Below are 18,374 nucleotides of genomic sequence, written 5' to 3' on the forward strand. Positions count from 1 at the left end.
CGTCACCCGCTTAGGTTATAAAACCTGATCAAACCAACGTTTGTGGCTGAGCGTTGGTTTTTTTGTGTCCAAAAAAGAAATTATGCGAAAAAGAATATTTTAAAATCAGAGATAAAGAAAAAGTATGTTTACTTTAATGAAGGAACTTATCCTATAAACTATTTTGACTTTAGGGACTTGAAATCTTCTGGAGTTCTATTTGTGTGAGGAATATACTATGGGCTAAATACAGGAGGTGAGAAAGTGTTAGGAAGAACATATCAGTGGTCGATTCGCTTGGGCTTCGGGGTTGCGTTAACTTTTTTTGCTTTGGCAAGTCTTTTTTATACTCGTTTGCCTGAACGAATTCCGATACAATTCGCGTTTGACTGGACCGTGAGTAATTGGGGAAATAAAATCATGATTTTTACCTTGCCTGCGATCGCGCTGATACTTGCAGGAGCTGGGTACGGCAAGAATAAGGAGTGGGAAGTGTCCGCAACTGCTGGGCAAAAACGAATTAATCAAGTGGCGTTGATCGCTTGTCAGCTATTCGTTTGGTGCATGGGCGCCTACATTTTTTTCTTGTATGCTCGTTTGTTGGAATAAAAAAATCCTCACAATGGAGGATTAAGTTTGAATGCCGAATAGACTAAGAATAAATAGAAGTAGTGCTGGTAGCATAGAATTCATCGTATTCAGCATCCAGTGGACCATAATGGAGCCCCAAATATTTTTGAAGAACCAGTAAATCAAGCCTAAATAAATTCCAAGTACCATGTAAGGAATCATGGCATAAATGTTACCGTTAAAATTGTTCCAATGGACCAAGCCAAATAGAATTCCTTGACCAAACAGCATCACAAAACGCAAAGCCTTATTGGCAATCTTGCCGAAAAGCAAATAACGGAAGGTCAGTTCTTCAGCAAAAGGCGCAATAAATGGCATTACGGCGGCTAAAACAGCCCAACTAGCATTTAACGATGGGGCTGCATCAGTAGCGGAAGTATTTCGTTGCTGCAATAGATTGCTAGGAATTAAGCCGCGAACGATGCTGAGAATCAAAAAAGCACCTACGACTAGGACAATGCTGATTAATAAATGCCGGAAAAGTTTTTGCCGATAGACTTGCCATTGGGCTTTTAGAAAATCGTGAAATAAATAAAGCATGACAAGAAAGCCTATAACAAATAACATTGTTGAAGCAATTAGACTTACTTTAGGATTTTGATCGATCTTAAGAAGTGGAAAGAGCAGATCACCGATCATTAATTCAAGTGGGACGACCAAAAGTCCCCACCATTGTTTTTTGGTTGTTTCCATAAAAAGGCCTCCAGTCTATTGTTATCTTAAAAAAAATCTATAAAACTGTAAAGTAATAAGAAATTTGAAAAAAGCCAAATCTCTCGTGGAGGGTTTGCTATACTAAACTGTATAGACTATTTAAGTATTTTTGACTAGGACAAGGAGTTGAGTGGGTGGCAGATTATCAAATGCAGAAAACGATGGGAAAATGTTTTCGCAGCAAAAGTTCAGCAATTACTGGACTGGTTCGGATTTTTGGCAGTTGGTATGATTATAAAGTGTTAAACGGGCCTCCCGAGCCTGAAGACATGCTGGAAGTGGTTGATTTTACTAGCCGGGAACTGTTAGTCGTTATTAATAATAATCGAGATGAAAGTGATGTGAATTATGTTGGTAGTATTTAATATTATTTTATTAGTGATTGTGATTATCGTTGCGCTGTTTATTTTAAGTCAATTAGTGGTGATCGTACAGCAAGGGGAAGTCAAGGTTGTAGAAAGTTTTGGTAAATATGTCAAAACGATCGATCCAGGGCTGCATTTTCTGATTCCGATTCTTTACGTCGTGCGTCGTCGGGTATCGCTAAAACAAACGCCGATCCAAATCGAGCCGCAAAGTGTGATTACTCGGGACAACGTAATCGTTGAGATCGATGAAGCCATCAAGTACCACGTAACCGATGCTCGTGCTTTTGTATATGACAATGAAAATTCTGTTACTTCGATGATCCAAGATTGTCAATCCAATCTACGAGGCATCATTGGTAAGATGGAATTGAATGAAGTGTTAAATGGAACAGAGGAAATCAATGTCAACCTGTATGAAAGTGTGAAAGATATTACAGCCGGTTATGGTTTATCGATTGACCGGATCAATATCGGGGAGATTTCGGTCTCAGATGAAATCGTCAACTCAATGAATAAGCTGATTACTGCTAGTCGTGACAAAGAATCACTGATCACGATTTCTGAAGGGAAGAAACAATCCGTTATTTTAGAATCGGAAGCCAAATCTTCTGAAATGCAAATCGACGCAGAAGCGCGGGCAAGACAAACCAAGATCGATGCCGATGCTCGAGCTGAAAGAACGCGGATCGACGCTGCCGCCGAAGCTGAGAAAATTAGAAAGTTGACGGAGGCGGAAACGGCGCGGATCAAAGAAATCAACCAAGCGATTGCCGAAAGTAATTTGACCGATGAAATGATCGCTTATCTAGGGATCGAAGCCTTCAAGCATGTCGTTGAAAACAATGGTAACACCGTCATTATGCCAAGTAATTTGACGGAGCTGGGCAATGTGCCAGCAATCAAAGAAATTTGGCAACAAACGAAATAAGATTATCCGCAGTAAAAGTTGTGGTAAAATACCAAGACGGATAAATGGACCAACTATTTTTACGAGCTAGGAGTTGAAGCAACATCGCAGCAAAGAAACAAACCCCGAAAATTATTTCAGCAATTGTTGTGCTATTGGCGGGGATTTATGGCGTTTACTCGCAAGTAAAGCCTAATAACGAAACAAATCAGGCGGCTAAAGAAGTAGCTGTTAGTCAGCTGTCAGAAATACCGGATTATGATGGAACCCACCAAACGATTGAGTTGAATCGTAATCAACCGGCATTTTCCAAAAGTGATCTTTCGTTGGATAATGGAACGTGGACGCGTTTTTCCGATCTGGATCACTTGAACCGCGTAGGTACTGCTAATGGTATGTTAGGCAAAGACCTGATGCCGCACCAAGAGCGGGAGCGTTTGTATGTGAAGCCTACGGGTTGGCGTCAGAAGTTTTACAATGACGAGCCTTTGTATAATCGGGCGCATTTGATCGCTTATCAGTTTTCTGGTGAGAACAATAATCTCAAGAATCTAATGACCGGCACGGCCTCGCTGAATGATCCCGGGATGAATGATCACGAAATCGAGATTGGAAATTATATTCGAAAAACCAATCATCATGTCCGTTATCGTGTGACACCTTATTTTAAAGGGGATGAATTAGTCGCTCGCGGCGTACAGATGGAAGCCCAAAGCATTGAAGACGACCAGATTTCGTTTAACCTCTTCATTTACAATGTGCAGGATGGCATTAAGAATGATTATCAAAATGGCTATTCGCAAAAAGAATAGAACAAAAGCTGGAGTAAATAATGCTTCAGCTTTTTTTGACTTTAGTAAAAAAGCACTGGGAGACAAGCGGAAAAATGATTTATCAAGTAAAATAATACCTATAGAAATTGTCGAGAAAGTTGGTGTTAAGATGGAATGGGATCAAAGATTTAACGAGGACCAACAACCTTTGGATCAAGAAGTCAGCACATTTATTGCGAATCCTTTATGGGAAAAGCTGATTAATAGCCTTCAAACCACCTATCAGGTTGAGCCTAAACTAGCTTATAGTAGTTGTTCGATGGGAAATGGGTATTGGAAGGGCTGGAATCTCAAGTTTAAGAAAGGCGGGAAATCATTGTGTACGGTATATCCAAAAGCGGGTTATTTTACAGTATTGATTTCATTAAACTCGCAGGAATTGGCTGATGCGGAAGTTTTACTTCAATTCTGTGACGACTATACCAAAAGACTTTATCAAACTGTTGCAGCTAGTAAGTTGGGAAAAGCATTATCCTTTGAAGTAACAAATGAAAAAATTCTACAGGACGTCTTAGCTTTTGCAGATTTAAGGGCGGGAATGGCTAAGAAAAAGAATTAAATAATTGAAAAAGAATCAAAAAAAAGAAGCCGAAGAAAATTTTCTTCGGCTTTTTAAATTAGCTTAATGAGCTACTGTTTTCCATTACTTCATCAATCAAGCCGTAAGCTTTTGCTTCTTCGGCGGTCATGAAGTTATCACGTTCGGTATCTCTTTCGATGATTTCAAGAGGTTGACCAGTACGTTCAGCTAAAATGTTGTTCAAGCGCTCGCGCGTCTTCAAAATATGACGTGCTGCGATTTCAATTTCAGTTGCTTGTCCTTGGGCGCCACCAAGAGGTTGATGGATCATGATTTCAGCATTCGGCAAAGCAAAGCGTTTGCCTTTGGTACCAGCTGTTAATAGGAAGCTGCCCATTGAAGCAGCCATTCCAAGAACGATTGTTTGTACATCTGCTTTTACAAAGTTCATTGTATCAAAAATCGCCATACCAGCAGTAACGCTACCACCAGGAGAGTTAACGTAAAGATAGATATCTTTTTCAGAGTCTTGGGCATCCAAGAAGAGTAATTGAGCGATGATGGTATTGGCCATATCGTCGTTTACTTCACCGCTTAACATAATGATGCGGTCTTTCAATAGACGTGAATAAATGTCGTAAGCTCGTTCACCACGAGATGATTGTTCAATGACTGTAGGAACTAAGTTCATAGTGAGTCCTCCTTAAAAATATTGATCATATTTATTTTAGCACAAACAGGGTTTGATTGCTAAAACCTAAAAAAAGTATACAACTTTGGTCAGTCTTGGTCAAATAGAATGATTCGTGTTTTTTGCTTGGCTCGAACTATCCTAGAAACGGGAAAATATGGTACTATTAATAACGCAGAGATAAGAATTATCGTTCCTTTTTTTGCTGTGATGCAGACCCAAATGACTTGGCGAAATGAACAGTGTGTTGAATCGCAGTCTTATTTTTGAAAAAAATATTTTTATCAACGAATTAGGAGGGGAAAATGTGGAAATCGCACTTATTGGACTTATTGGTGTATTAATCGGCGCGTGTATTACCGGTATCGCAGTCTTTTCAATTTTAAAGTATATTGATTTACAGCATCATCGTGAAAGAGAACTGGAGCATAAGGTCAAAGAAATCGAAACAATTAATTTATTGAACAAGAAAATTAATGAGATTTTATCAAAGCGTAACGTTTTGATGCAAGATTATGTATCTTTTAACTCCTTTGATGATTGCTATATTACTATTGATGATTTCATTTATTTGAACTCATTCACGGCACAAAATAATTTTTATTTACCTAATTACATGATTGAAGAATTTTTTAAAAATATTTCTCATCGAAAAGTTATTTTATCACCTGAAGAGACAGTTAAAATCGGCGGCTACACATACAAAGGCGGCCGGGTGGTCATGGAGACCTTCTCAGAACAGTTATTAGAAATTTTAGACGAAAAAAGACAGCAGTTGGCTCGTTCAACGAAGCAGCCTTTGCATTATTTCAAGGCGTCTTAATAAAAATAAGCGGTCACCGCTTTTCAACCAAGGATTCATAAGTTAATTTTGTGATTACAACGAGGTGAGGATAGATGACAGTAATTATAGCCCATCGCGGTAGTGCAGGAACGCATCCTGAAAATACATTACCGGCGTTTATGGAAGCTGTTAGAAGCGGAGCAGATGGCATCGAGCTGGATGTTCATTTGACGGCCGATCAACAGCTGGTAGTCATTCATGATGAAAGCGTCGATCGAACGACTGACGGTAAAGGGTTGGTTCGTGAATTGACATTAGAAGAAATTAAAGAACTAGATGCCGGCAGCTGGTTTGATAAAAAATATCAAGCGACAAAAATTTCGACGTTGCAGGAAGTCTTGAATTTATTGCTGCAAATGCGTTTTCGTGGCTTTTTATGTATTGAAATCAAAACGAATAAATTTCATTATCCGGGAATTGAAGAAAAAATATCAGCGGTAATGACTAGCAAAGAATGGCCTTTTACTTATTGGTACGCGAGTTTTAATCTTGATTCCTTAGAAATCATGCATGAATACGAACCAGACGCACAATATGATTTGATTCAAAAAAATGCTCTTGATAAGTATCAGCTAGTTTTGGATTCGCCTTTTATTGAAGGTCTGCATCCAAGCTACGATTGGATCAAACAAAACCCTGAAATCGTTAAAACTTTTGAAAAGTCGCTTCGTCCGTGGACGCCTAATTTGTACGAAACGATGATGAGTTGTTTTGAAAAAAAATTTGCCGGGATCATTACCGATTTTCCAGAAAAAGCGATTCGTGCTAGAAGTAGGTTCAAGCAATGAAGATCATCGCAATCGTCGGTCCAACCGCTGTCGGAAAAACGAGTTTGAGTATCGATTTAGCCCAGCACTTCAATGGCGAGATCATCAGTGGTGATTCCTTGCAAGTTTATCGCGGTTTGGATATTGGGACAGCGAAAGTTACCACAGAAGAAATGGCCGGGATTCCTCATCATCTAATTGATGTCCGTGGGATTCATGACAGTTATTCGGCCGCGGATTTTCAGCACGAAGCCCGTCTTGCGATTGAAGATATCAGTCGACGTGGGAAATTACCGATTGTAGTTGGCGGCACCGGACTTTATATCCAATCGTTATTGTGGGATTACAAGTTGGGACGTGAAGGAGAAGTAGAAAATACTGGGCTGCGAGAAAAGCATGAAGCCTTCGCAGAAAAAAATGGCAATCTAGCGTTGTGGCAGCAATTGCAAGCAATCGACCCATTAGCCGCAGAAAAAATTCATTTCAATAATCGTAAAAAAGTGATTCGTGCTATGGAAGTCTTTGAATTGACGGGACACTCCATCTTAGCACCGAAAGAGCAGCCACAAAAGCTTTATGATAGCTTCTTGATTGGTCTAAATACGGATCGAAAAATACTTTATCAACGAATTAATCAACGTGTGGACATTATGGTGGAGCAAGGCTTACTAGCTGAAGCGGAAAAATTAGCCGATACGCCAGAGGTTCAAGCCGCTCAAGGGATTGGCTATAAGGAATTATTTCCTTATTTTGCGGGTAACGTTACCCTAGAGTCTGCTCTTGAAGAAATAAAATTACATTCCAGACGCTATGCTAAGCGGCAATTAACATGGTTTCGCAATCGGATGTCGGTAAATTGGTATGATCTGGTCCAACAGCCGGAAAGACTTCATGAAATTGAAGACACGATTGAAAAATGGTTAGAGGAGGAAACGAATTGACAGAAAGAGTCATCCTAGTCGGCGTTGAGACAGATGAAAGTAAACACAATTATTTAGAATCGATGCATGAGCTGGCTGGACTAACCAAAACAGCCCATGGTGAAATCGTTCATTCATTAACGCAAAAACGTCCAAAAATTGATCGACAAACGATTATCGGAAAGGGCAAAGTGCAGGAATTAGCGGAGTTGGTAGACGCTCATGAAGCGGAGCTGGTCATTTTTAACCATGCCTTATCACCGCGGCAAAGCCAAACGATCGAAGCAATGATCGGCGTACCGGTTATTGACCGGATTCAATTGATCTTAGATATTTTCGCGCAACGAGCTCGTTCAAAAGAGGGCAAGTTGCAAGTTGAGTTGGCCCAATTAGACTATTTATTGCCTCGTCTGATGGGACAGGGTCAGAGTCTTTCTCGTTTAGGCGGGGGAATCGGCACGCGTGGCCCTGGTGAGACAAAACTAGAGACGGATCGTCGCCACATTCGTCGCCGTGTTTCAGCCATCAAAAAAGAGTTGAAAGAAGTCGAGGCTCATCGTGAAAGAAGTCGACAGAAGCGCCAGCAATCAAGTGTCTTTCAAATGGGGCTGATTGGATATACAAATGCTGGGAAATCCACGATCTTAAATCTATTAACCAATGCGGATACGTATTCAGAAGATCAGCTATTTGCCACATTAGATCCTTTGACCAAGCGTTGGCACTTGCCTCAAGGAATGGAGACGACGATCACTGATACGGTGGGATTTATTCAAGATCTGCCGACGCAATTAGTTGATGCTTTTCATTCGACTTTAGAAGAAAGTAAAGGGATGGATCTGCTATTGCACATTGTTGATGCCAGCTCAGAAGATCGACAACAACAAGAAAAGACAGTCATAGAGCTTTTGAAAGAGCTTGAAATGGACGATATTCCAATCTTGACGATTTATAATAAAGCTGATCGGATCGACGAGTTTTCATTTGCGCCGACTTTGTTTCCTAGTGTTTTGATCTCAGCTAAATCCCTTAAAGGAAAAGATCTGCTGGCTGACGCTATCAAACAGGAGATTATGAATTTGCTTGAGCCTTATTTGATTACATTAGGGGCCGATGAAGGGCAAGCGTTAAGTGAAATGAAACGAGAGACCCTCGTTTTAAGCGAGGACTTTGACGAAGAGCAGGAAAAATATATCGTGCGGGGCTTCGCTAAGAAAAAGTCTCTTTGGATTAGGAGAATGGAAGATGAATTGGACAACGAAACTGGCGCCTGAGCTAGTAGTAAAGATCGATCAAGTCGATCAACAAATCGGAGAACGACTGCAAGAGGTTCGTGAGGTCGCATTATCAAATCAAGCGAAGGTCTTAACGGCTTTCCGAGAAAATCATGTTTCAGAAACACATTTTTTACCGTCAACCGGGTATGGCAATGATGATCAAGGTCGGGATGTTTTAGAAGCCGTTTACGCCCAAACTTTTGGCGCAGAAGCGGCGCTGGTCCGTCCGCAAATCGTTTCGGGGACCCATGCGATTGCAACCTCACTTTTTGGGGTGCTGCGTCCGGGTGATGACCTCCTGTATATTACAGGTACCCCTTATGATACCTTGTTAGAAGTGATCGGTGTTCAGGGAAACGGAATCGGTTCTTTTAAGGAATACCAAATTGGTTACGATGAAGTCGATTTATTAGCCGATGGGAACGTCGATTTTACTGGAATTAAGGAAAAAATTACCACTAAGACGAAGGTCGTAGCGATCCAGCGTTCACGAGGCTATGCTTCAAGACCCTCATTTACGATCGAAAAGATCAAAGAGATGTGTGACTATGTCAAAAGTATCGCACCCAATGTTGTAATCTTTGTCGATAATTGTTACGGCGAATTCGCCGAATTAATGGAGCCAACCCAAGTAGGCGCGGATCTAATGGCCGGCTCATTGATCAAAAACCCCGGCGGCGGCATTGCCAAAACCGGCGGCTATATTGTCGGCAAGCAAGCATTGATCGAACGTTGTGCTTATCGCTTAACAACCCCGGGTGTCGGTGCGGAAGGCGGCGCAATGCTAGGTAGCGTCTTTGACATGCTACAAGGCTTTTTCTTAGCGCCTCATGTGGTCAGCCAAGCGATTCAAGGCGCGATTTTTTCAGCGGCGCTATTAGCTAAATATGATTTAGAATCCACACCAAAATGGGATCAGCCGCGAACGGATTTGATCCAGCTGATTGATTTTGGCGATCGTGAGAAAATGATTCAATTTTGCCAAGCGATTCAAAAATATTCGCCGATCGATGCGTATGTTGCGCCTGTGCCTTCTTACATGGCTGGCTATGAAGATGATATCATCATGGCAGCTGGAACCTTTATTCAAGGTGCAAGTATTGAATTAAGCGCAGATGGCCCACTTAGAGAGCCGTATTCGTTGTACTTGCAAGGCGGATTGACTTTTGAACATGTTAAGGTTGCGGTAGCGAATGCCGTCAATGAAGTGTATCACCAATAGATAAAGACCTTGCGACGATGTTTTTGGCTTAAGAAAATTAACGATCTTTTCAAAAGAAGCGACAATTGAGATACTGATTGCCTAAAAAAGACCTGTGCCATTTTACTGTCACAGATCCTTTTTTAGGCCTTTTTTGATTCCAATTCTGATTCGGTGAAATAGCTTTTTTGATCGGGGCTAAATTGGACTAAATATTTTTGTGTGTCTGCTTGATAGTGAATGATTTGACCAATAAACCCAGCCAAAGGATTTTTTTTATTTTTTAATTCCACGAGTTCGCCACGTTCAAAAAACATCTTTTTCTCCTCTTTTCATTTATTCTTAGTATAGCAAGTTTGCGATCATTAACGAAATGTTGATCTGACACGGGTGAACACTAAAAAACGAACATTAAAAGCCTTATGTAAGAAAATCTGACATTAACCCTTGACAATTGGTCTAACGCTTGGTATCCTTTTTTCAACATCAAAAAACAAGGAGGAAATGTTATGCGGGAAAAAGAATTGCGTCGTTCGCTTGCTGTTTTTCCAATTGGTACAGTTATGAAGTTGACAGATTTAACTGCGCGACAAATCCGGTACTATGAGGAACAGGAATTGATTCATCCAGAGCGCAGTGAAGGAAACCGTAGGATGTATTCTCTTAATGATATTGATGTACTGTTAGAAATTAAAGATTATTTATCCGATGGTTTGAACATGGCGGGCATCAAGCACGTTTATCAAATGCGTCAAGAAGAAGTGAAAGCCGCTAAAGAAAAGCCACCGTTAACGGATAAAGATGTTCGACGTATTTTTTATGACGAAATGCTAACACAAGGCGGGTTACATCAACAAAATCCATACCAAGCGCAAGGGCCGAAACTCTAGCGATTGTGGAATATAAAAAATGAAGAGCGAAGAAGGGATTAGATATTATGCCGAAAAAAGATCTAAGTAAAGAGGATATTAAGCGAATTGTCGAAGAAGAGAACGTCCGTTTTCTACGTCTAATGTTTACCGATATTATGGGAACAATCAAGAACGTTGAAGTACCCGTTAGTCAAATGGACAAAGTTTTAGATGACAAAATGATGTTTGATGGTTCATCAATCGAAGGTTTCGTCCGGATTGAAGAAAGTGATATGTATTTGTACCCTGATTTGTCTACTTGGATGATCTTCCCGTGGGAAAGTGATCATGGCAAAGTAGGACGTTTAATCTGTGACATCTACAGCCCAGACGGAACACCATTTCCTGGAGACCCCCGTGGAAACTTAAAACGTGTGTTAAAAGGGATGGACGAATTTGGCTTCACTTCATTTAACTTAGGGCCTGAACCAGAATTCTTCTTATTCAAAATGGATGAAAATGGCGATCCAACCTTAGATTTAAATGACAAAGGTGGCTATTTCGATTTCGCTCCAACTGATTTAGGAGAAAATTGTCGTCGTGACATCGTATTGGAACTTGAAAGCTTAGGCTTTGAAGTAGAGGCTTCACACCATGAAGTGGCCCCTGGTCAACACGAGATCGACTTCAAATACGCAGACGCGATTGAAGCTTGCGATAATATCCAAACGTTCAAATTGGTTGTTAAAACAATTGCTCGCAAACATGGTCTACACGCTACTTTCATGCCAAAACCGCTTTATGGAATCAACGGTTCTGGTATGCATTGCAACATGTCTTTATTTAATGAAGAAGGCAATGTTTTCTACGATGAAGATGGTCCAATGAAATTAAGTAAAACAGCATACCAATTCTTAGCGGGTCTTTTGAAGCACGCGCGTGCATATACGGCAGTATGTAACCCCATCGTTAACTCTTATAAACGCTTAGTTCCTGGTTTTGAAGCGCCTGTTTATGTGGCTTGGAGCGGACGCAACCGTTCACCATTGATTCGGATTCCAGAATCTCGTGGCTTATCCACTCGTTTAGAATTACGTTCAGTCGATCCAGCAGCAAATCCATATCTAACAATGGCTGTTTTATTAGAAGCCGGTTTAGATGGTATCCGCAATGAATTGACACCGCCAGCAGCAGTCGATCGCAACATTTACGTGATGACTGAAGAAGAACGAAAAGAAGCAGAAATCTATGACTTGCCTTCTACGATCCATAATGCCATTAAAGCATTACGTAAAGACCAAATCATGGTTGACGCATTAGGCAATCATATCTATTCCAACTTCAATGAAGCGAAGCGGATGGAGTGGGCAGCCTTCCGTCAAACTGTTTCAGAGTGGGAACGCGATCAATACTTAGAGCTTTACTAATCCAAACACAAAAAGCGCTTGAGGAGCTCCTCAAGCGCTTTTTTAATCCAATTAATTTAAGATAGCTAATCCAAAAGATAAATAGGTCGCAAAGATGATCCACAACAGATAAGGAATAAAACAAATCACTGCTGTATTAGAAAAGAAGCGAAATTCACGAATACTAAGAACGATAGAGATCAGAAGGAATAAACTAATAAACGAGGCAATCCAAAAATAGGTGCCGCCGAAAAAGATAATACTCCAAATGAAGTTTAAGACTAATTGAATTCCGAAGAGACTATAGGCGATTGTTTTTTTCCGTCTTTCTTTGCTGTCGATAATTAAAAATAAGGCTAAACCAATTAATGCATATAGAACCGTCCAAACGATTCCTACAATACTGCCAGGAGGAGCGAAGGGCGGCTTATTTAATTGAGCATAGACTGCTGGAATATCACCTGCGAAAAAGCCGGAAAGCGAGCCGACCAATTCAACTCCAATAATACAGGCCAATAACTTGAAAAATCTATTTAACATATTTTTTTCCTCCTTTTTAACTAGTATACCGAGCCTTTAGTCCAAAAGAAAAAAAGATGCTTAAGAAAAAAGCACCTGTTCAAGTTTAAACCGTGTTATAATAATTCGGAAGATTTTCTAAAGCCAAGAGATTGGCAGCTTGCAAAATTTGTAAGTTTTGTCTTCTTTTAGTAAAATATAGTTGTTGATAATACCAAGGAGAGGTGTGAGAAAATGGGATACACAGATGAAACAGTCCGTTTTGATTTTGATGATAATCGTAAGAAAGAAATTAGCGAGACATTGACGATTGTTTACAATGCTTTAGCTGAAAAAGGCTACAACCCGATTAACCAAATCGTCGGCTATTTACTATCAGGCGATCCTGCGTATATTCCTCGTTATCAAGATGCACGGAACTTGATTCGTCGTCATGAACGCGATGAAGTCATGGAAGTGTTAGTTAAATATTACTTGAAAGATCACGGTATAGATATTCGATGAGAGTAATGGGCCTAGATGTTGGCTCAAAGACTGTTGGAATCGCGGTAAGCGATCCATTTGGTTGGACGGCTCAAGGTGTCGAGATTATTCGGATCGACGAAGAAAAAGGGAAGTTTGGCTTTGAACGTTTAAGTGAATTAGTCAAAGAATACAAAGTCACGAAATTTGTTGTCGGGCTTCCTAAAAATATGAACAATACAATCGGACCGCGTGCAGAAGCTTCGATGGCTTATGCGGACAAGATCAAAGAGCTCTTTGATTTACCGGTAGAGTTTCAAGATGAACGACTAACGACCGTTCAAGCGGAACGGATGTTAGTTGAACAAGCGGACGTCTCACGTTCGAAACGAAAAAAAGTTATTGATAAACTTGCAGCTGTCATGATCTTACAGAATTATCTGGATCGGGCGGGCAACAAACTTTAGAAAAGAGGAATGACAATGGCACACGAACACACACACGATCACAATCACGATCATGATCACGAACATGAAATGATTACTTTAGTGGATGATGAAGGAAATGAAACCTTATACGAAATTCTTTTGACGATCGATGGTCAAGAAGAATTCAATCGCAATTATGTCTTATTATATCCAGCTGGGGCACCTGAGGATGAAGACGTTGAATTACAAGCGTACGCTTACGTTGAAAACGAAGACGGCAGCGAAGGCGAATTGGAACAAATCGAAACAGACGCTGAATGGGATATGATTGAAGAAGTCTTCAATACATTCATGGCTGAAGAAGAATAAGTAAATTAGAAAGCTGAACCTTTTATAGGTTCGGTTTTTTTATTTTACTGAATTATTTTTACGCGTACTAACAAAAAAATGACTGTAAACAAATCATTTGTCACTACTTCGTAGGTAGCGTAACATCAACAATGTAAACGTTATTATTTTGAAGGTGGGATTCAGATGGAAAAAATTTATCAAGCAAGTACAGCAGAGGGAGCAATTGATTTTATTAATATGACTGATCTAGAAGAGGGTGCTAAAGAGGTCATTCCTAAAGGTGGTTACGGCTACATTAGCAGCGGGGCCGGAGATGTTTTTACTTATCAAGAAAATGAAAGGGCTTTTAATCATAAGCTGATTATTCCCCATGTACTAGAAGATATTGAATTACCAGATACGAAAATAGAATTTGCGGGAGAAAAATTGTCAGTGCCGATTATCATGGCACCTGTTGCGGCTCATGGGTTAGCCAATGTAGCGGCTGAAAAGGCTTCGGCTAAAGGCGTTTCACGTTTTGGAACAATTTATACAGCAAGTTCCTATGCGTCTTGTACGTTGGAAGAAATTCGTGAAGCTGGTGGGGCAGATGCGCCCCAATGGTTCCAGTTCTATATGAGTAAAGATGATAGCATCAATCGCGATATTTTAGCGATGGCAAAGCGAAATGGTGCGAAGGCGATCGTGTTGACTGCCGATGCGACAGTTGGCGGTAATCGTGAAACGGATCGCCGGAATGGTTTTACCTTTCCGTTAGCAATGCCAATTGTGCAAGCTTATCAATCTGGGATCGGTCAGACGATGGATGCGGTCTATGGCTCCTCAAAGCAAAAGTTGAGTCCGAAAGATGTTGAATTTATCGCTAGCAACTCTGATCTTCCAGTTTATGTTAAAGGTGTTCAATCAGAGGAAGATGTAGAACGGGCAATTGGTTCAGGTGCATCAGGAGTTTGGGTTTCAAATCACGGCGGGCGTCAATTAGATGGGGGACCCGCTTCTTTTGATTCTTTGCAATATGTCGCCGAAGCTGTTGCTGGGAGAGTGCCGATCGTTTTTGACAGCGGCATACGTCGCGGGCAGCATGTTTTTAAGGCATTGGCTTCGGGAGCGGATTTAGTGGCGATTGGCCGGCCGGTTATTTATGGGCTGGCGCTTGGAGGAGTAACTGGCGTCCAACAAGTCTTTGAGTTTTTCAAAAAGGAATTAGAGATGGTGATGCAACTGGCTGGGACTCAGACGGTGGCGGATATCAAAAAAACAGTTTTAAGAGAGAATCGCTATTTATAATCAAATATCAAAACAGGAGCATCGGCTTAGCGGATGCTCTTTTTATCTGCGCAAAATAATTGTAGTTATTAAATAATTGTATTATCACACAAAGAAGTAATTGGAATACTGTGTTAGCGCTGTTTTTCATAGGCAACTTTCTATAGCTGATTTTTTTTATGTGTTATAACTATAGCAAGATTTAAAGTCTCAATAATTGAATGGAGTCGATAGCGATGAAAAAATGGTGGATAGGTTTAACGTTGTTAATGGCAAGTTTGATTTTTACCGCTTGTGGTAGTAGTCAAGCTAGCAAGGATGAGAGTTGGAAAAAGGTTGCGGATAAAGAAACGTTGACAGTTGCTACATCAGGGACATTATTTCCGTCTTCTTACTATAATGATGAGAATAAATTAGTGGGCTATGATGTAGATGTCGCTAAAGCAGTCGCCAAAAAGTTGAAGCTAAAAATCAACTTTAAAGAATACAATGTAGATGGTCAAGTGACGGCCGTCAATCGCGGAGAAGCTGATTTTGCTGCCAATGATTTTGGGATGTCAAAAGGGCGGGAGAAGAAATTTTCATTGTCTTCGCCAATCAAGTATTCCTTTGATAGCATGATCGTCAGAAAAAGTGACGATTCAGGGATCCATTCCTTAAAGGACTTAAAGGATAAAAAAGCAGCCGGGGAACCGAATACGAGTTATATGAAGATTGCAGAAAAATATGGGGCTAAAGCGGTAACGTACGACAATGCCACCAACGATCAATATTTGACCGATGTAGCGAATGGACGTACCGATGTGATCTTGAATGACTATTATTTACAAAAAATGTCGGTAGCTGCTTTACCAGACATTCCAGTAAAAATTTTAGAAGATGTCTATTTTAATGCCAATTCTTCCGGCTTTCTGTTCGATAAAAAACAAAAAGCTTTAAAAGAAAAAATCGATGAAGCACTGGCAGACTTAAAAGCCGATGGGACCTTAGCAAAAATTTCCCAGCAGTATTTCGGGACCGATGTCTCCGTTAAACCGAAACAGACAGTGACTGAGCAGGTTTCAGCAGACTAATGTATATCCCAACAATTGATTTTAAGCTGATGGTTGATTCATTGCCCTTTCTTTTAAGCGGGATTGGATACACTTTAGGAATCAGTCTCGCTGCTTTTTTCTTTGGCAATGTATTAGGGCTTGTGATGACCGTGCTGAACTTTGTTTCGTTTCAACCAGCAAAAGTATTTGTCCGTTTCTATTTATCCTTTTTGCGTGGGACGCCGGCACTGGTTCTATTATTCTTGCTGTATTTTGGTTTGCCTTATCAGTTAAATGCGGTGGTAGCGGCGATTATTTGTTTTAGTTTGACTAGCAGCGCCTTTATCGGTGAAATCTATCGTGGTTCGATCGCGGGGATTAATGAAGGACAGTGGGATGCGGCCTATGCATTAGGCAATCGGTTTTTGCCAACGATGCGTTATATTGTTTTGCCTCAAGCGCTCCGTATTTCAATTCCAGCTTTGAGTAATGTGGCGATGGATTTGGTTAAGGGCACTTCTTTAGCGGCGATGATCACAGTGCCAGATATTTTCCAAAAGGCTAAGATCGTTGGTGGACGAACGTTTGATTATTTATCAATGTATCTTTTAGTTGCATTGATTTATTGGATCTTGTGTATTGGGATTGGTCATCTGCAACGTCGCTTGGAGTTTTATTTTCAAAAGAAATATACGTAAAAGCCACGAAACGATTATCGTTTCGTGGCTTTTATCGCATCTAAGACCATTTGCGAAATCTCTTTGTAGGAATACTGATCCTTGCTATAGAGGTTTTCTTTTAGGTTTAAGGCATGCCGATGCATAATATTAAAAACCGTTACCATGTGTAAATTAACCGGTAAGTTTTTCAAATAGCCTTGTTGGATCGCTTCCGTTATTAAGTCGATAACGACAGTATCCGTGTTAAAGAGATCCATTTCAGAAAGATTAAGCATTTTGATTTGCTCGATCAGCGTCAAACTGTCGGGATGCTCAATCGCATAGTCATAAATAGAATGGACGTAGCTTTCCACTCGTTGTTCAATCGGTAAAGCAGCATCGTTAAAGTACTGAAAGGTATCTCCGGCTGACCGAATGCGACTCAGTTCTCGCTGATAGGTGTTTAACAGCAAGTCATTTTTATTTTTAAAATAGAGATAGACGTTGGACTGAGCGACGCCCACTGCTTTTGCGACTTTAATTGTTGAAATCGCCGCCGCACCTTCCTGTAAAATAATTTCCGCTGCAGCATCTAACATTTTTGTGCGTTTCGTATCATCTTTTCTTTTCATAAAATCAGTATAAAACGAATGTCTTAAGATTTCAAGATTGACAAAGATAACTCTATCTTTTATAATCGTTTTTGAAAGATAAAGCTATCTTTTAAGAAAAGGGAGAAGGTTTTTTTATGAAAATTGCACTGCTTGGATCGCTTGGGAATATCAATCGTTTCGTCGTACCAGAATTGGTCAAGCAAGGTCATGAGGTCACTGTTGTCACCTCAAGTGAAGCACGCGTACCGCAAATTGAGGCCCTAGGAGCGAAGGCGGCTGTCGGAACGATGACGGATGTATCGTTTTTAACAAAGACATTTACAAATAAGGAAGTCGTCTACTTGATGGTCTCAGGAGCCAGCCAAGGTGGTGACCTGAATCAAGAATTATTGGAACAAGGAAAAATTTTCCGTCAAGCCATCAGCGAAGCGAATGTTCATAAACTCGTTCAATTAAGCAGTGTTGGTGCAGATGCCGGACCCGAAGCAGGTTCAGTTCACGCATATCACTATTTAGAAGCAGAGTTGAAAAAAATGACTGATGTTGACATCGCAATTGTTCGTCCAGTGGGCTTTTATAATAATTTATACGGCGATTTGTCGACGATCAAAGAACAGCACGCAATCTATTCCAACATACCAGCAAATGTGGTCAGAAAATACGTAGCACCGCAAGACATTGCCGCGGTAGTATTGCCATTGATTCTGGCAGTACCAAAGGGGGTTACGGTTCGTTACGTCGTTAGCGATACGTTTACGATCGATGAATTTATCGAATCGTTAGCCAAAGAAGCAAACTTGCCGGATTTGCATTTTGTCCCAATCAGCGATGAAGCATTTGCCCAAAGCTTGTTAGAAAGAAAAGTACCTAAAGCAATCGTGAAAGCTTTTGTTACCAGCAGCCAATACCAAAAAGATCCTAAGCAGATCTATGGTGATCTAACGGAGCGCAATACAAAAATAGGTACCTTTAAATTAACAGATTTTGTCGCGCAATATGCGCAAGCAATCAAAGCTCCAAAGACACACCATCGTTCTTCAACGATTGTTGATTAGCCCGTGCTAATAATTCTTTTTTCTTGCTTTCATGTCAAATTTCGGTAAAATATAAAATTAACTCAAAAAGTTGTTAGA

Annotated in this window: 24 protein-coding genes; 19 read left to right on the plus strand and 5 right to left on the minus strand. The window is 40.5% G+C overall.

Annotated elements, in window-relative coordinates; translation table 11 throughout:
• The first annotated feature begins 243 nt into the window (after nucleotides 1-243).
• Nucleotides 244-588 carry a DUF1648 domain-containing protein gene (locus RV00_RS02545; RefSeq protein WP_071861046.1) on the plus strand — a complete coding sequence of 115 codons (345 nt, stop codon included), beginning with the start codon at nucleotides 244-246 and terminating at the stop codon, nucleotides 586-588.
• Between the two features lie 21 nt (nucleotides 589-609).
• Here the strand turns inward: RV00_RS02545 and RV00_RS02550 are convergent, their stop codons facing one another.
• On the minus strand, nucleotides 610-1,302 hold the full coding sequence (locus RV00_RS02550) for a CPBP family intramembrane glutamic endopeptidase (protein WP_071861047.1): 693 nt from the start codon (nucleotides 1,300-1,302) through the stop codon (nucleotides 610-612).
• A gap of 155 nt (nucleotides 1,303-1,457) precedes the next feature.
• Between RV00_RS02550 and RV00_RS02555 the strand changes: the two genes are divergently transcribed.
• The 4 genes from RV00_RS02555 (at nucleotide 1,458) to RV00_RS02570 (ending at nucleotide 3,990) form a co-directional block, all read left to right on the plus strand.
• Nucleotides 1,458-1,688: a hypothetical protein gene (locus tag RV00_RS02555; protein ID WP_249024048.1), complete on the plus strand. Its 231-nt coding sequence runs from the start codon at nucleotides 1,458-1,460 to the stop codon at nucleotides 1,686-1,688.
• Nucleotides 1,675-2,619, plus strand: a complete 945-nt coding sequence (locus tag RV00_RS02560) for an SPFH domain-containing protein (protein ID WP_071861439.1) — start codon at nucleotides 1,675-1,677, stop codon at nucleotides 2,617-2,619. Before RV00_RS02555 ends, RV00_RS02560 begins: the two co-directional genes overlap by 14 nt.
• A 134-nt stretch (nucleotides 2,620-2,753) precedes the next feature.
• Complete coding sequence (locus RV00_RS02565; protein ID WP_211272364.1) at nucleotides 2,754-3,410, plus strand: DNA/RNA non-specific endonuclease; 657 nt, start codon at nucleotides 2,754-2,756, stop codon at nucleotides 3,408-3,410.
• Complete coding sequence (locus tag RV00_RS02570) at nucleotides 3,376-3,990, plus strand: DUF3788 domain-containing protein (protein ID WP_249024049.1); 615 nt, start codon at nucleotides 3,376-3,378, stop codon at nucleotides 3,988-3,990. The genes RV00_RS02565 and RV00_RS02570 overlap by 35 nt, the downstream gene beginning before the upstream one ends.
• 58 nt (nucleotides 3,991-4,048) lie before the next feature.
• Here RV00_RS02570 and clpP read toward each other — a convergent pair whose 3' ends face one another.
• Entirely contained in the window at nucleotides 4,049-4,642 is a 594-nt protein-coding gene (clpP, locus tag RV00_RS02575; RefSeq protein ID WP_071861049.1) for an ATP-dependent Clp endopeptidase proteolytic subunit ClpP, read from the minus strand.
• A 307-nt stretch (nucleotides 4,643-4,949) separates the two neighbouring features.
• On the opposite strand from clpP, the gene RV00_RS02580 reads away from it, so the two are divergent.
• The 5 genes from RV00_RS02580 to RV00_RS02600 all read left to right on the plus strand — a co-directional run bounded on the left by RV00_RS02580 (nucleotide 4,950) and on the right by RV00_RS02600 (nucleotide 9,672).
• Nucleotides 4,950-5,465 (plus strand): hypothetical protein, encoded by a 516-nt coding sequence (locus tag RV00_RS02580; RefSeq protein ID WP_071861050.1) that lies wholly within the window; start codon nucleotides 4,950-4,952, stop codon nucleotides 5,463-5,465.
• Between the two features lie 74 nt (nucleotides 5,466-5,539).
• Nucleotides 5,540-6,274, plus strand: coding sequence for a glycerophosphodiester phosphodiesterase (locus tag RV00_RS02585; RefSeq protein WP_071861051.1), 735 nt, complete (start codon nucleotides 5,540-5,542; stop codon nucleotides 6,272-6,274).
• A complete protein-coding gene (gene miaA / locus RV00_RS02590; RefSeq protein ID WP_071861052.1) occupies nucleotides 6,271-7,194 on the plus strand; it encodes a tRNA (adenosine(37)-N6)-dimethylallyltransferase MiaA in 924 nt (307 codons plus the stop codon). Before RV00_RS02585 ends, miaA begins: the two co-directional genes overlap by 4 nt.
• Nucleotides 7,191-8,447: a GTPase HflX gene (hflX, locus tag RV00_RS02595; RefSeq protein ID WP_084133212.1), complete on the plus strand. Its 1,257-nt coding sequence runs from the start codon at nucleotides 7,191-7,193 to the stop codon at nucleotides 8,445-8,447. The genes miaA and hflX overlap by 4 nt, the downstream gene beginning before the upstream one ends.
• On the plus strand, nucleotides 8,419-9,672 hold the full coding sequence (locus RV00_RS02600; RefSeq protein ID WP_071861054.1) for a methionine gamma-lyase family protein: 1,254 nt from the start codon (nucleotides 8,419-8,421) through the stop codon (nucleotides 9,670-9,672). Before hflX ends, RV00_RS02600 begins: the two co-directional genes overlap by 29 nt.
• A gap of 122 nt (nucleotides 9,673-9,794) precedes the next feature.
• Here the strand turns inward: RV00_RS02600 and RV00_RS16350 are convergent, their stop codons facing one another.
• Nucleotides 9,795-9,968 (minus strand): hypothetical protein, encoded by a 174-nt coding sequence (locus RV00_RS16350; RefSeq protein ID WP_169818924.1) that lies wholly within the window; start codon nucleotides 9,966-9,968, stop codon nucleotides 9,795-9,797.
• Nucleotides 9,969-10,160: 192 nt separating this feature from the next.
• Between RV00_RS16350 and RV00_RS02605 the strand changes: the two genes are divergently transcribed.
• Both RV00_RS02605 and glnA read left to right on the plus strand, forming a co-directional pair.
• The gene (locus RV00_RS02605) at nucleotides 10,161-10,541 is read left to right on the plus strand and encodes a MerR family transcriptional regulator (RefSeq protein ID WP_071861055.1); all 381 of its coding nucleotides are present in this window, start codon (nucleotides 10,161-10,163) and stop codon (nucleotides 10,539-10,541) included.
• A gap of 47 nt (nucleotides 10,542-10,588) precedes the next feature.
• The gene (gene glnA / locus RV00_RS02610) at nucleotides 10,589-11,929 is read left to right on the plus strand and encodes a type I glutamate--ammonia ligase (RefSeq protein ID WP_071861056.1); all 1,341 of its coding nucleotides are present in this window, start codon (nucleotides 10,589-10,591) and stop codon (nucleotides 11,927-11,929) included.
• Between the two features lie 51 nt (nucleotides 11,930-11,980).
• Here the strand turns inward: glnA and RV00_RS02615 are convergent, their stop codons facing one another.
• A complete protein-coding gene (locus RV00_RS02615) occupies nucleotides 11,981-12,448 on the minus strand; it encodes a TspO/MBR family protein (RefSeq protein WP_071861057.1) in 468 nt (155 codons plus the stop codon).
• 213 nt (nucleotides 12,449-12,661) lie between these two features.
• Here RV00_RS02615 and RV00_RS02620 point away from each other — a divergent pair, with 213 nt between their 5' ends.
• From RV00_RS02620 to RV00_RS02645, 6 genes are all read left to right on the plus strand, one after another.
• On the plus strand, nucleotides 12,662-12,931 hold the full coding sequence (locus RV00_RS02620; RefSeq protein WP_010739601.1) for an IreB family regulatory phosphoprotein: 270 nt from the start codon (nucleotides 12,662-12,664) through the stop codon (nucleotides 12,929-12,931).
• On the plus strand, nucleotides 12,928-13,356 hold the full coding sequence (ruvX, locus tag RV00_RS02625) for a Holliday junction resolvase RuvX (RefSeq protein WP_071861058.1): 429 nt from the start codon (nucleotides 12,928-12,930) through the stop codon (nucleotides 13,354-13,356). Before RV00_RS02620 ends, ruvX begins: the two co-directional genes overlap by 4 nt.
• A 15-nt stretch (nucleotides 13,357-13,371) precedes the next feature.
• Nucleotides 13,372-13,686, plus strand: coding sequence for a DUF1292 domain-containing protein (locus RV00_RS02630; RefSeq protein ID WP_071861059.1), 315 nt, complete (start codon nucleotides 13,372-13,374; stop codon nucleotides 13,684-13,686).
• Nucleotides 13,687-13,851: 165 nt separating this feature from the next.
• The gene (locus RV00_RS02635) at nucleotides 13,852-14,955 is read left to right on the plus strand and encodes a lactate oxidase (protein ID WP_071861060.1); all 1,104 of its coding nucleotides are present in this window, start codon (nucleotides 13,852-13,854) and stop codon (nucleotides 14,953-14,955) included.
• 215 nt (nucleotides 14,956-15,170) lie between these two features.
• Nucleotides 15,171-16,007, plus strand: a complete 837-nt coding sequence (locus RV00_RS02640) for a transporter substrate-binding domain-containing protein (protein ID WP_071861061.1) — start codon at nucleotides 15,171-15,173, stop codon at nucleotides 16,005-16,007.
• Nucleotides 16,007-16,666: an amino acid ABC transporter permease gene (locus tag RV00_RS02645; protein WP_071861062.1), complete on the plus strand. Its 660-nt coding sequence runs from the start codon at nucleotides 16,007-16,009 to the stop codon at nucleotides 16,664-16,666. Before RV00_RS02640 ends, RV00_RS02645 begins: the two co-directional genes overlap by 1 nt.
• A 14-nt stretch (nucleotides 16,667-16,680) precedes the next feature.
• On the opposite strand, the gene RV00_RS02650 is transcribed toward RV00_RS02645, so the two are convergent.
• Nucleotides 16,681-17,259 carry a TetR/AcrR family transcriptional regulator gene (locus RV00_RS02650; RefSeq protein WP_071861063.1) on the minus strand — a complete coding sequence of 193 codons (579 nt, stop codon included), beginning with the start codon at nucleotides 17,257-17,259 and terminating at the stop codon, nucleotides 16,681-16,683.
• 116 nt (nucleotides 17,260-17,375) lie between these two features.
• On the opposite strand from RV00_RS02650, the gene RV00_RS02655 reads away from it, so the two are divergent.
• Entirely contained in the window at nucleotides 17,376-18,296 is a 921-nt protein-coding gene (locus tag RV00_RS02655) for an SDR family oxidoreductase (RefSeq protein WP_071861064.1), read from the plus strand.
• The last annotated feature ends 78 nt before the right edge of the window (nucleotides 18,297-18,374 follow it).

The sequence above is a fragment of the Enterococcus devriesei genome, from assembly GCF_001885905.1.
GTDB lineage: Bacteria > Bacillota > Bacilli > Lactobacillales > Enterococcaceae > Enterococcus_A > Enterococcus_A devriesei.